The 13,067-nt window shown below is 60.8% G+C and carries 11 protein-coding genes and 1 pseudogene; 6 read left to right on the forward strand and 6 right to left on the reverse strand.

All coding sequences use genetic code 11. From position 1 onward, the window contains the following. Positions 1-164: 164 nt before the first annotated feature. The 3 genes from JQ624_RS10870 to JQ624_RS10880 all read right to left on the reverse strand — a co-directional run bounded on the left by JQ624_RS10870 (position 165) and on the right by JQ624_RS10880 (position 2,774). Positions 165-1,154: a DMT family transporter gene (locus tag JQ624_RS10870; RefSeq protein WP_312014408.1), complete on the reverse strand. Its 990-nt coding sequence runs from the start codon at positions 1,152-1,154 to the stop codon at positions 165-167. Between the two features lie 140 nt (positions 1,155-1,294). Next, a complete protein-coding gene (locus JQ624_RS10875; protein ID WP_249129688.1) occupies positions 1,295-2,137 on the reverse strand; it encodes an aldo/keto reductase in 843 nt (280 codons plus the stop codon). Positions 2,138-2,144: 7 nt separating this feature from the next. Further along, the gene (locus tag JQ624_RS10880; RefSeq protein ID WP_212419032.1) at positions 2,145-2,774 is read right to left on the reverse strand and encodes a LysR family transcriptional regulator; all 630 of its coding nucleotides are present in this window, start codon (positions 2,772-2,774) and stop codon (positions 2,145-2,147) included. Between the two features lie 126 nt (positions 2,775-2,900). On the opposite strand from JQ624_RS10880, the gene JQ624_RS10885 reads away from it, so the two are divergent. The 3 genes from JQ624_RS10885 to JQ624_RS10895 all read left to right on the forward strand — a co-directional run bounded on the left by JQ624_RS10885 (position 2,901) and on the right by JQ624_RS10895 (position 4,865). After that, positions 2,901-3,770 (forward strand): VOC family protein, encoded by an 870-nt coding sequence (locus tag JQ624_RS10885; RefSeq protein WP_212418881.1) that lies wholly within the window; start codon positions 2,901-2,903, stop codon positions 3,768-3,770. A gap of 92 nt (positions 3,771-3,862) precedes the next feature. Further along, the gene (locus JQ624_RS10890) at positions 3,863-4,156 is read left to right on the forward strand and encodes a RidA family protein (protein WP_249129720.1); all 294 of its coding nucleotides are present in this window, start codon (positions 3,863-3,865) and stop codon (positions 4,154-4,156) included. A gap of 34 nt (positions 4,157-4,190) precedes the next feature. Further along, complete coding sequence (locus JQ624_RS10895) at positions 4,191-4,865, forward strand: L-2-amino-thiazoline-4-carboxylic acid hydrolase (RefSeq protein WP_212418882.1); 675 nt, start codon at positions 4,191-4,193, stop codon at positions 4,863-4,865. A 218-nt stretch (positions 4,866-5,083) separates the two neighbouring features. Here the strand turns inward: JQ624_RS10895 and JQ624_RS10900 are convergent, their stop codons facing one another. Together JQ624_RS10900 and JQ624_RS10905 are read right to left on the reverse strand one after the other, a co-directional pair. Continuing rightward, positions 5,084-6,019, reverse strand: a complete 936-nt coding sequence (locus tag JQ624_RS10900) for an alpha/beta fold hydrolase (RefSeq protein ID WP_212418883.1) — start codon at positions 6,017-6,019, stop codon at positions 5,084-5,086. A 430-nt stretch (positions 6,020-6,449) separates the two neighbouring features. Beyond that, positions 6,450-7,226 (reverse strand): DUF2189 domain-containing protein, encoded by a 777-nt coding sequence (locus tag JQ624_RS10905; RefSeq protein ID WP_212418884.1) that lies wholly within the window; start codon positions 7,224-7,226, stop codon positions 6,450-6,452. A gap of 398 nt (positions 7,227-7,624) precedes the next feature. Here JQ624_RS10905 and JQ624_RS10910 point away from each other — a divergent pair. Continuing rightward, positions 7,625-8,604: pseudogene (locus tag JQ624_RS10910) on the forward strand (Bug family tripartite tricarboxylate transporter substrate binding protein). Positions 8,605-8,804: 200 nt separating this feature from the next. Here JQ624_RS10910 and JQ624_RS10915 read toward each other — a convergent pair. After that, the gene (locus JQ624_RS10915) at positions 8,805-10,583 is read right to left on the reverse strand and encodes an adenylate/guanylate cyclase domain-containing protein (protein ID WP_212418885.1); all 1,779 of its coding nucleotides are present in this window, start codon (positions 10,581-10,583) and stop codon (positions 8,805-8,807) included. Between the two features lie 843 nt (positions 10,584-11,426). Here JQ624_RS10915 and JQ624_RS10920 point away from each other — a divergent pair. Both JQ624_RS10920 and JQ624_RS10925 read left to right on the forward strand, forming a co-directional pair. After that, positions 11,427-11,801, forward strand: a complete 375-nt coding sequence (locus JQ624_RS10920) for a response regulator (RefSeq protein WP_029585317.1) — start codon at positions 11,427-11,429, stop codon at positions 11,799-11,801. A 42-nt stretch (positions 11,802-11,843) separates the two neighbouring features. Then, on the forward strand, positions 11,844-12,983 hold the full coding sequence (locus JQ624_RS10925; protein WP_212418886.1) for an FIST signal transduction protein: 1,140 nt from the start codon (positions 11,844-11,846) through the stop codon (positions 12,981-12,983). Positions 12,984-13,067 lie beyond the last annotated feature (84 nt).

Genomic DNA, 13,067 nt, shown 5'->3' on the forward strand with positions numbered 1-13,067 from the left:
GCTCTGCGGCACCATCGGAACTCACTAGCATGGGTTCCGCCGTAGAATTACGGATGCGGGGGTGAATCGGTCAGATTTGCACGACAACCAAGCGTTTTGCGGCGCCGCTGTGGCACCCGCGCCACGTTTTTGGCGGCCTAACTATGACGGCCTAGCTGGCAGGATCAGGCGTTCGGCGACGGCTCCCCCGAGACGGCCAGCAGCTGCGAGCGTCGGACGCGCTCGCGATGGGCGGTGTAGAGGCCGGAGGCGACAATGAAGGCGGCGCCGGTGATGGTGTAGGCATCCGGGACTTCGCCGAAGATCAGGAAGCCGAGCACGCTGACCCACAGCAACTGCGTGTAGGAAAACGGCGCCAGCACGGAGGCATCAGCATAGCGGAACGCCAGCACCACGATCCACTGTCCCGCGGTCGAGGCGACGCCGATCAGGATACCGAAGGCGATGTCGTGCCAGGTCGGCGTCACCCAGACGAACGGCACCAGCGCGGAGAGAATGAGCAGGCCCGCGATCGACGAATAGGTCATGGTGGTGATGGCGCGCTCGGTGCCGCTCATCATCCGCGTCATGATCAGCGTGCAGGCCCAGGCCAGCGCCGAGACCAGCGGAAAGAACGCCGCCGGGTGAAACGCGCCGGTGCCCGGGCGCAGGATGATGAGCACGCCGATCAGGCCCACTGCAGTGGCGATCCAGCGGCGCAAGCCCACCTTCTCGCCGAGAAAGATGATCGACAGCGCGGTGACAAACAGCGGCGCGACGAAGCCGGTGGCGGAAGCTTCCGCGATGGGGAGGAACCGCAGGCCGGAGATGAAGAACAGCGACGATCCCAACAGCGCGGCGCCGCGCACCAGATGCAGGCCAAGCCGGTTGGTGTGCAGCGCATAGAGCGGGGAACCCGGCATCATCGCCGGCGTCATGATCACCGCGAACACCAGGAAGCGGATCCAGGCGATCTCGATCGAAGGCAGTGTCGCCGAGAGATATTTCGCCGTCACGTCGGAGGTGCCGAGAAAGATCGTCGAGGCCAGCACCAGCGCGATGCCCTTGAACGGCCGGTCGGCGCGCGCGGGCGCCTTGCGGACGGCGGACTTCTTCTCGGGCAAAGGTATTGGAGCGCTGTCCAGCCTCGCGGCTGCGGCGGGGGGCGGTGTCACGGCAATCTCGAAGGCAGTAAATTTCGAATCGGGCGAGGTTGAAAAAAACACCAATTCGCCCGGTGCGACTAGGTCCGAAAACAGGATGCGGATATGCGCGGAGGGCGCAATTGCAACGCTTTGTTAAGGACGGTGTTCCCTTAGAGCATCGGCAAACCGCGCGGCTTGGGACCGCGCGGAAAGGCCTTGTCGAGCGCGGCGATCTCGGCGGCGCTCAGTTTCAGATCGCCGGCGCCGGCATTTTCGGCGGCGTGCTCCGCGCTTGACGCCTTTGGAATCGCAAGCACCGATGGCGCCCGCGTGAGAAACGCCAATGCGACCTGGCGCGCGGTCGCCTTGTGCGCGTCGGCGATGGCCTGCAGCACCTCACCGCCCTTGCTGCGTGCGGACGGAAATTCATTGTGGCCGAACGGCGAATAGGCGACGACGGCGACACCGTGTTGCTCGCACCACGGGATGACCGCGTGCTCGATAGCGCGCTCCTGCAGATGGTAGAGCACCTGGTTGCAGGCGATCTTGCCCTCGCCCGCGACATCGAGCAGTTCGTCGAGATCGTCCGAGTCGAAATTGCTGACGCCCCAGGAACGGATCTTTCCGGCCGCCACCAGTTCGTCGAACGCCGCCACCGTCTCCTCGAACGGATACGAGCCGCGCCAGTGCAGGAGATAGCAGTCGAGATGATCGGTCTTCAGCCGCTTCAGCGAGCGCTCGCAGGCGGCGATGGTGCCGCGCCGCGAGGCGTTGCTCGGCAGCACTTTTGAGACGAGAAAGAGTTTTTCACGCGGCAGGCCCGCGATCGCGTCGGCGATCACGAGTTCGGCGTCGCCATACATCTCGGCGGTGTCGATATGGGTCATGCCTGTTTCGATGCCCCGGCGCAGCGCCGCGACAGCCGCCTTGCGGTCGCCGCGGTCGAGATACCAGGTGCCCTGCCCGATTACGGAAACCTCCGGGCCATGCGTGCCGAATTTTTTCTGTTTCAAGATCACCTCAACTTCTGATGATGCCGGCCAGACGGCGACGACGATGCAGCGCGAGCGCATTCTCCGCCGGCAGACCGCGCAGCCAGTCGCGGAAGCCTGATATCTCGGGGCAATCGGCGGTGCCGGCAGGCGCAATCAGCCAATCGCCGAGCCCGGATCCTTCCGTCACGCGGTCGCAGCGGTAGCCCGGATGGTGGCCGAGCCCGCGGGCGATCAGCACATCGACCTTGCCCTCGATCAATTCGTGGAGGCCTGCGGGCTGCAGCACCCGCAAGCCGATTTCCGCGTGGCTTGCGCGAAACTCCGCCAGCTCCAGACGGCGCAGATCGAAGCTGCCGTGCACGCCGAGCTGCAGCAGCACCGCGCCCACCGGTCTCAATTTTTCGGTCGCACTGGCGATGCGACGAAAGCCGCCGGAAATTTCAGGCAGATAGGCCTGGCCGGCCTCGGTCAGGACGAGCTGCTTGTGCAGCCGCTCGAACAGGCGGACGCCCAGGCGCGCTTCCAGCGCTTTCACCTGCTGCCCCACGGCGGCAGGCGTCACATGCAGCTCATGCGCGGCGAGCTTGAAGCTGAGATGCCGCGCTGCGGCTTCGAACGCGCGGAGCGCATTGAGCGGTGGAAGGATGTAGGTCATCGCCGTCCAGTTTGTCACTGATAGGCTCAAGCCTTGCAATAGATTTTCTTGCGCTGAACCGCAGCAACAATGCTTTGCCCTGCGGTGCTGCCGCCGGTTACGGTCGGCCCGCAATCCGGAGATCCCATGCCCCGCCGACTGGATCATCTCGTCATTTGTGTCCGCGATCTGGCGCAGGCTGCGCTGGACTGGCAAACGCTGGGTTTCAGCCTCACGCCGACCGGCGTGCATCCGTTCGGAACCAGCAACCGCCTGGCGATGTTCGCCAACAATTTTCTCGAGCTGCTGGCGGTCACCGATGCTGCGACGGTGCCGCCGGCTTCATCAGGCCGTTTCAGCTTCGCCGCCCACAACCGCGATTTTCTGGCCGGCGGTGAGGGAATGTCGATGCTGGCCATGCACAGCGCCGACGCCAACGCCGATGCGGCGCGCTTTGAGGCCCATCACATCGGCGCCTATGCGCCGTTTGATTTTGGCCGTGACGCGGTGCTGCCCGGCGGCGGCACGGCGCGCGTCGAGTTTTCACTGGCCTTCGCCACCGATCCCGCGATGCCCGGGATCGCCTTCTTCACCTGCCAGCAGCGTCACCCGCCGGAACTGTTCTGGAAGCCAGAATATCAGCATCATCCCAACGGCGCCTTGCGCGTGATCGAGGTTGTGATGTCGGCGCCGGAGCCGGCAGAGCACCGCAGCTTCCTCGAGCACATCACGGAGAGTGCCGCCGAGCTTGCACCCGGGCGATTGACGGTCGGTGCGCGCGGCGACCGGATCACCGTGCTCGGCCCAGCCGAGATGGCGCGCCAGCTGCCGGGCCTCGCCGTCGCCCCTTCGCCGCGCTTTTGCGCCGCGCGTGTGGCAGTCACCGATCTCGATGCGACCCAGCGGGTGTTGAAAAACAACGGCGTCGACTTCGAGGTTAGCGGCGCCGTGCTGCTCGTTCCGCCCGCGGCGTCGCATGGTCTGGCGCTGGAATTCGTCGAACAGGAGACAATGTAAATGGCTCAAATCGTCCGCCATAACCCCGCAGCCGTCCACGCGCCTTCCAGCGGCTACAGCATGGGCTGGAACTTGGCCAGCATCGCCGGCTGCTGTTCATCAGCGGCCAGGTGCCGGAAAAACCTGACGGCAGCGTGCCCGAAGGTTTCGAGGCGCAATGCGAGCAGGCCTGGCGCAACATCATCGCGGTGCTCGCCGCCGCCGGCCTCGGCGTCGAGCATCTGGTCAAGATCACTACGTTTCTTACCGACCGAAGCCAGGTCGTGGCCAACCGCGCGGTTCGCCGCAAGATGCTGCAAGGAAACGAACCCGCGTCCACGGTGATGATCGCTGAAACCGTCGACGGCAAATGGTTGCTGGAGATCGAGGCGATCGCTGCGGAATGAAACGCGTACGGCTAATCCTGCGGGGGGACATCGCATGGGCGAAATTCATCCCTTTTACGAGGCGCATCGCGGCGCAATGGAAGCCGCCATGCGCCAGCGCCTCGATCTTGCCGAGACGATGTTGCGCGAACGCGCGCATCTCGCGGATTTGGACAAAGTCAGACAAGATGTGATGGACGAGTTCGAAATCGTACTCGGCCAAATGCCTTATGTCGGCGGTGCGGCCAGCCGCATGAGCGACTTCTTCATGCGCTTGATGGGCTTTATGGCTATCGGGCGCGTGCTCCGGCGGCATGGCGTTGCGCTCCCGATCATTGGCGATATCGAGCGAGAAAGTTACAAGGCTCAATTGCTGACCGTGCCGGAGGCCGAACGGCTCGCTTCGGGACGTCAGTTCATGTCTCGGGAGAACCAATCCTTGCTCCGCGAGCAGGCAGCAAAAAGTCTGGCGAACGAATATCCAGAGGATTTTGTCTACGATTTCGTCGAGCCAGGGCCCGGCGACAGCTTTGAATTCGGTATCGATTACAAGGCTTGTGGCTTCTGCAAATTCGCCGCTCGTCACGGAGATAAAGAAATTCTCCCACACATTTGCGGACTTGATTTCGAGGCCTACGCAACGCGTGGCATCCGTTTGGAACGAACCCAAACGCTGGCTGGCGGCGCCAGCCACTGCAATTTCCGCTTCTCCCGCCTCGAAGCAAAGTAGGAGATGCGAGGCGTCCGCTTCGGGTCGTCAGCGTCGGCTTGACCGGACCACGGCGACTTCCGGTCTACCCCCGGCAACGGACATCGTCAGCGCCGGTTGGCAGGTCTGTTTCGTGCCAAAAACGGAAGTTGGGTGGGCCGCGGCCGCCCGGAGGCGCTCGATCGCCCGGCCGAGCTCCCGGAAAACGGCATCAACGATCTTGAACGAGATACAACAGTTCAGTGCTTTGCAATGAATGCAAGCACCGTCTCATTGAACGCTTGGGGGTTCTCAACCTCCATCTGATGAGATGCCACCGGAATCGTTGCACGTTCTACGCTCGGTAAGCAGTGCTCCAACATGTCGTTGATGACATGGAACATCTTAGGACTGAGTTCCCCGTCGAGGAGCAATGTTGGCGCTTTCACCTTCTGCACGTCCTCGCATGTGGTGGGCGGGAAGAGGTCTCGCGATGATCTCTCGCCTTTTAGTTCTTGGACATTGTCCATGAGGCGCTTCAGAACGGGAGGTGGGAGTTTCTCGTACGAACCCTCGCCCAACATGCCGTTCGTAAATCGACGCACTCCTTCTTCGTCATTCCCCTGCTTGAACGCTTCGCTCGAAGCGATTGATGTCGCGATAGCGGTGGTAAGAAGAGCATCTCCTTCAGGTGTCGTTTTTAGTAACGGCATTATAGGCGGTTCGCCCAGCGTCAGACTGCGAATGACCTCCGGGTGATCTCGTGCGACCAGGAACGCAATAAACGCCCCATACGAATGACCAATGAGATGAACCGGGGGCAGATTAAGTGCCTTGATGAATGCAGCCAGGTCTCTCGCATGTATGGTGACAGAAAAATCTGTTGCATCTTTGGGCCATTCATTTGGATAGTGATACCGACGACTGTACGAGATTAGTCGATATCCCTTCGAGAACGCCTCAAGCTGTCCATCCCACGTGCGGTAATCCTCCAGTGTGCCGTGCACCAGCACCACTGGAGTTCCTTGCCCGAGTTCAATGTAATGGAGTGTAAGGTCATTAACTCGTACCTCTTTTGTTTGCATCTCCGAAGAGGATGCGCCTTTCTGCTGCGCGAATGACGGACTCGCGACGAAGAACATGGCTGCTACCGATACGAGGACGATGTTTTTCAAGACGAGCGTTCTCGGTTGCATATGGCTCTCCTGGTGTTGTGATACGTGTCGGGCGCTGGCGCGCACACAACTCTGCGCAGGGTGAGTCACGCCGGCAAGAAGGAGACGTCGATTAATTGAAGTGCGATGCCCGCCGACGGTACGCCAGCTACCCGCTGTCCCATGCAAAGACTTCGGACGTCCGCTTCCGGAAACGCCAATTCTAGCCGATTTCACCGGCCTGAGGAACAGTTCTCTCGGCTCGACCAATGTCTCAAATGAGTCATTCGCGTCGCTTTGACGGTGTACTGATCACTTCCGGTCTGCCCCGATCAACGGACATCGTCAGCGCCGGTTGGCAGGTCTGTTTCGTGCCAATTTCGGACTCATGCGTCGAAGCGAACAGAATGCTCTTCATCACCTCATCGACCAATCTGAGAAGCCCGGCGGGGGAGACCGGATTGACCGGGAGTTAAACCGGCAATGGCTCCACGATCCGCCTGTACAAATGCCAGGTCGCATGGCCGAGCACGGGCAGTATCACCACGAGGCCAAGAAAGTACGGCAGCGCCGAGACAATCAGCAGCATCGCAATGACCGCGGCCCAGCCGATCATCGGCAAGGGGCTCGTCACCACCGCTCGCACGCTGGTCACCATGGCGGTGACGAAATCAACCTCACGCTCGAGCAAAAGTGGGAACGACACCACCGTCAGCGAGAAAAGGCTCAGCGACAACAGCGCGCCGACCGCGTTGCCGATGGCGAGGAACAGTAGGCCTTCTTTGGTCGTGAGAACCACCGTTATGAATTCCTGCAGGGTGGAGAAAGACGCGTGCGGTCCCAGCAGGAGCGAGATCAGAAGCCAGACCTGGTACATCCAGGCCACGAAGACGAACAGCGTGACAAAGGCCATCCAGCTGATCTCGCTGCGCGATCTGATCGTTGACCAGATCGCACCAAAGGAAACAGGCTGGCCGGTCTCGCGCCGACGGCTGACTTCATAGAGGCCGATCGCCACGAATGGCCCGATCAGCGCGAAACCCGCCGCCAGCGGATAGGCGAGATAGGCCATGCCAAAGGCCGTGAGACACAGAATAATGGCGATGCCGCCGGCGGCATAGAGCGCGCCGAAGGCAAGGCCATAAAGCGGCAGTGCCTGGAAATCCCGCAAGCCCTCGACAAGCGCCTCGGCGACGTCAGTTGCCGCAACCGGGCGCACCACGGGATCGACTTTGCCCGAGATGGACATTGGCTTCCTCCCCTTGTTTTCGTCGGCGCGATCTTCGTCGCGTTCGATTGGGTTTAGGCCAATGTATATCCCGCCGCGGATGGTGTCGGAAGGCAATTTCGCTCCTGACCAGAGCGGGCCTGACCAAGGAGGGAGTTGATCGTCTAAAGGAATTTGCTTCCTCTCAGGGCAACTGGTCGGACCAGATCGCATACCGGTGAGGTCCGAGATGGGTCATTCACGTCGGTTTGGCCGGACCACGGCGACTTCCGGTCTGCCCCGGTGAACGGACATTCTCACGACAGGCGGGCATGTCTCAAAGGTGCCAATTGGCGACATTGCCACTTCCGGGATAATAGGAAAGGGACTAGTCTACTCGCACCCGTCCCCATCGGATCGCACGCTGCGGAGGGACTGGAATGAAACTTCCCCATCGAAGGCAGTTTCTGCATTTGGCTGCGGCCATTGCCGCGCTACCGGCGCTCTCGACCATCGCGCGAGCGCAAGCCTATCCGACGCGGCCGGTGCGCATCATCGTCGGCTTTCCCGCTGGCGGCTCGGGGACTTTCACGCTCGTCTAATGGGTCAGTGGTTATCGGAGCGGCTCGGCCAGCAATTCGTCGTCGAGAACCGGCCGGGTGCCGGCGGCAATATTGGCACAGAGGCAGTCGTCCGTGCACCGGCCGACGGCTATACGCTCCTGCTGGCCTTAACACCGAACGCAATCAACGCAACGCTCTACGACAGGCTTAACTTCAACTTCATCCGGGACATTGCGCCGGTCGCCGGGATCGTGCATGCCCCCCTAGTCATGGTGATGCATCCTGCTCATTCCACCAGAACCGTTCCGGACTTCATCGCCTACGCCAAGGCCAATCCCGGCAAGATCAACATGGCGTCGGGCGGCATCGGGACGCCGGGCCATGTGGCCGGCGAGCTGTTCAAGATCATGACTGACGTCAACCTCGTTCACGTACCCTATCGCGGCGAGGGACCTGCGCTCACCGACGCAATCAGCGGTCAATTCCAACTCATGTTCGTCAGCGCGAGCCCATCGCTTGAGTTCATCCGGGCTGGTAAACTGCGAGCCCTTGCGGTGACCACCGCAACGCGGTCGCCGGCGCTGCCGGACGTGCCGACCATTGCCGAAACGGTCCCCGGATACGAGGCGAACGGGTGGGCAGGGATGGGTGCGCCGAAGGGCACACCGTCCGAGATCATCCAGAAGCTCAACGATCATATCAATGCCGGACTAGCAAGTCCCGGTATAAAGGCGCGATACGCCGATCTTGGCATTACGCCTCTTGTTCTCTCGCCCTCTGACTTCGGAAAGTTCATCGTTGACGACACGCAAAGGTGGGCGAAGGTGATCCGCGCGGCCAACATCAAGCCGGAGTAATTTCGACCCGCCGATATTCCATAGTGTCCCGTTCCGCGAAGCATCCCGATGACCGCTGTGGGTCAATCGCGTCGATTTGGCCATTGCCGGCTACTTCCGGTCTTCCCCGAACAACGAACATGGTGAGGCCGGCCCGCCAGGTCCGAAAAGTGCCAGAAGCGGTCATTCCGGTTAACCCGTCTTCGGCAGCGTACCCGGGTTCATTCGGGCAACCCCGCTTTCCGAAGGCCCTCAATCATCAGCTTCGAGTTTGATTGCCCACCACGGGCGATCCATACCGATATCGTAAAGGCGGGATCTAACTCAAGCACCCGCGCCGCCGCCTCACGTGCCTCCGCATCACGTCCGAGGTGGGCGAAAGCGGACGCGAGACAGCTGTAAGCCGGCGGATAGGAGGGGTTGTGGCGCTGGGCTTTCCTCCCTGCGACGATGGCCTCGTCAAAGCGACGAAGCTCGACAAAGGCCATCCCCATTCCAGCAAGAGCTCGGTTTAGCGCCGGGTCAATTGGGCTCATCCGAATGGCACGTTCAAAGCTCCGGGCCGCTTCCTCCGGCAGCCCCGCAATTCTATAGACTTGGCCTCTGCAGGCCCATGCACGAAATGAATTTGGGTTCAGCGCGACGGCCCGGTCCGCCATTTCGATCTCACTTTCGCTATCGCCGACCATGAACGCCGAGATTAGGCCAGCCCATGCTAGCGTGTCCGGATCACCATCGTCGACGCTCAACGCCAACCGAAGAAGTCGAACTGCTTCCTTCCTGTCGAATTGAGGATCAGTGGAATAGCCCCAAAGGACCCTTTGCATGTGACAGACACCTGCTAGAGCCGCGACAAAGCCGAACCGAGGGTCCAGCTCCAAAGCGCGATGCGCCAATCTGATCGCCTCGGCGTCCCCTTCGGGGGTCGTCAGGTAGTACTGTGGCATAGCTCGGAGATAAAGATCATAGGCGGTGGGGTTCTCTGGTCGCCGCCGCGTCGCCGTTGCAATTTCTGTTTGAAGCAATTTTGGCTGAATGGCTGAGACAACGGCGACCGTGACTTCGTCCTGAAGCGCGAAAACGTCCATCAAGTCACGTTCGAACCTGTCCGCCCAAATGTGCGCGCCCGTCACCGCATCAATCAACTGCCCCGTGATGCGAACCTTGCCCGCCGCCTTGCGCACAGACCCCTCAAGGACGTAGCGCACGCCGAGCCTGCGTCCGACCTCCTTTATATCGACGGCTTTGCCTTTGAACGTAAAGCTCGAATTGCGAGCGATCACGAATAACCATTTGAACCGCGAGAGCGCCGTGATGATTTCCTCAACCATCCCGTCCGCAAAATACTCCTGCTCGGGATCGCCGGACATGTTCTCGAACGGAAGCACGGCGATAGACGGCTTGTCGGGGAGCGCCAGAGCTTGCGTGCTCTCGACAGGCGGCTCTATCGGCGCTGCCGCAGAACCGCTCGCATTCATCCTCAACCGCCACGCTCGCATCGGTTCAACAATATTCTTCAGGTTCTGCAGACCCATATCCTCAAAGGCGAAATCGACCTTCCCGCGGACCTGACGTTGTGCGTCGTCAGAGATGCAAACGCCACCCGGCTCTGCAATCCCTTCAAGGCGAGCGGCGATGTTGACGCCGTCGCCAAAGATATCGTTGTCATCGACGATGATGTCACCGACGTGGATGCCGATGCGAAATTCGATCTGCTTGACCTGCGGCATCGTAGCATTTTGCTCAGCCATACCGCCCTGGATCTCAATGGCGCAGCGCACCGCATCTACGACACTGCCGAACTCAGCGAGCACGCCATCGCCCGTATGCTTGACGACCTTGCCACGATGTTCGCTGATCTTGGGATCAGCGAGCCCACGCAAACGCTCCCTCAGCCGGACGTGTGTCCCTTCCTCGTCCAAGCCGGTCAGGCGACTATATCCAGCCACATCAGCCGCAAGGATAGCTGCAAGCCGCCGTTCAACGCGATTGTCGGTCAAAACGGCCTCCCGAGATCGGTAGACCCGTCGGACGTATCAAAGCATAGGGCGCTGCCCTTGGGCTAGGGCCAATGTCCGCTTTGGGTCCAATCGCGTCACTTTGGCCGTCGGCCGACTACTTCCGGTCCTCCCCTGGAAACGGACATCGTCAGGGCCGGTCGCCATGTCTCAAAGGTGCCGATATCGTTGCAAAAGTCGAAAATCGAACGACCCTAAAAATCTCGCGAAAGTTGATCCTTGGACTTCTCTGCTACCGCGTCGCTTTTCAACGCCACTACGCAGGTCCGTGATCGAAACGATATGGTCCCTCACGTCGCCGCGTGCAAAACGCATCAGCGGCTCCAAGAATTTTCGTTCGCCACTCCAAAAAGACTTTTGCAACAATATCTGCCAATATCGGAAGTACCGGACGCGACGTTGCGGCGTAGGCAGAAGCAGCGGAACTATTCTGGCGTTCAACTTTGTTGCTTCGCAGCGAGATCGATAGTCGCGGCCAATGTACACGGGAAGCCAAACTTCCCTAACCTGCCATGTCCAAAGGTGCTAAGTTAGCGGTGGTCACGATGCTCCTCGCGGTACAGAGGTCTGTCGGCCTGCCGCGCGGACGACTGTGCATCAAGACTATCTGCAACGCCGGCTTGCGGCTATCCTGGTGGCACACGTTGTTGGCTACCTGTAGGCGCAGCCCAGATCACGCGTCCCCTTCAATTCAACGTCGGCGCCACTCGCCATTTTTGTGATGCGACAGGTCGGCTTGAGTGCTAAGTTGATTTTTAGGCGTCCATTGAGGCCACCCGGGCGGTCCCGGGCAAGCAGTGCTCACAGTCCGATCGAGGCTGTGCAATGCCCAAGATCCTGCTGGTCGAAGACAATGAGATGAACCGCGACATGCTCTCGCGGCGCCTTGTGCGTGGCGGCTACGAGGTCACCATTGCCGAGGACGGAGCGCGCGGCGTCGCAATGGCCACGAGCGACAGGCCCGATCTCATTTTGATGGACATGAGCCTGCCGGTGATCGACGGCTGGGAGGCGACGCGCCGGATCAAGGCCACGCCAGAGCTGCGCAAAATCCCCATCATTGCGCTCACGGCGCACGCCATGGCGACCGACCGGGAAAAGGCTCTCGAGGCCGGCTGCGACGACTACGACACTAAACCGATCGAGCTGCAGAGACTGCTGGGCAAGATCGAGACGCTACTCGCGGCTGCGGGACAGTAAACGACCTACAAGTTCCGGACAGATGACGAGAGGAAACAACTCATGAAAACGGCTCAGTACAAATGGTCGCAAAGCGACGGGTGGCAGCCGAATTTGCCAACTGGCGTAGTCGGACAACAAAGTGTCGTGTTCGTTTTCGGTGCTAGATCGTTGATGCAGACGGGTAACCTCGTGGGCGAGTTGCGCGACCACTTCAAAGGGGCCGCCATGCTTGGTTGCTCGACTTCCGGCGAGATTGTCGGCGACTTGGTCGTCGACGACTCGGTGATTGCCACTCTTGTCGACTTCGAACATACGCGACTGCGGTTCGCCTCTGCCACGATTGGTGAGGCGAAGGCGAGCTACGACGTCGGCAAGGAGCTCGCGCGGCAGTTGAACGACGCCTCATTGCGCCATGTGTTCGTACTTTCGGACGGCTTGCACGTCAATGGCTCCGACTTGGCGCGCGGTCTCGCTGGCGGCGTCGTGGAAGGCGTGTCGATCACTGGCGGCCTTTCCGGAGACGGAACCAACTTCGCCGAGACCTGGGTCGTTGCCGACGGTGGCGCGGGCCCCCAGCGCGTGGCGGCGGTCGGTCTGTACGGCAACGACTTGCGCATTGGCTACGGATCGATGGGCGGCTGGCAGCCCTTCGGGCCGCTGCGCACCATCACTCGGGCCGAGGGTAACATCCTCTATGAGCTCGACGGGCGGTCGGCGCTCGATCTCTATAAATCGTACCTGGGCCCACACGCCGACCAGTTGCCAAGCTCTGCCTTGCTTTTTCCAATCCTCGTTACCGAGGCAAAGGGCGGCCAGGGTGTCGTCCGGACCGTCCTGTCTGTGGACGAGCAGAACAAGTCAATGACGTTCGCGGGCGACATCCCACAGGGCGGAACGGCGCAGTTGATGAAGACCAATGTTGACGATCTGGTCGACGGCGCGACCGCCGCCGCCAAGGCCAGTCTCAGCGGGCTCGGCGACAGGCGACCAGATCTTGCAATTCTGGTGAGCTGTGTCGGTCGCAAGCTTGTGATGAAGCAGCGCACCGAGGAAGAAATCGAAGCAATTCGAAATGTCTTCGGAACGGATGCGAAGATTTCCGGGTTCTACTCGTACGGCGAGCTTTCCCCCTTCATGCACGGTGGCGAGTGCCGCCTGCATAATCAAACCATGACCATAACAACTTTCGCCGAGGACTGAACATCACAGGGCACAGATGCACAGGCTGCTACGACGCCAGCTCAGAAAGCACCTCGGTGTCGAGGGCGAAGTACCGGTTGCTTT

The organism is Bradyrhizobium sp. AUGA SZCCT0283 (genome assembly GCF_018130385.1).
Classification (GTDB): Bacteria; Pseudomonadota; Alphaproteobacteria; order Rhizobiales; family Xanthobacteraceae; genus Bradyrhizobium.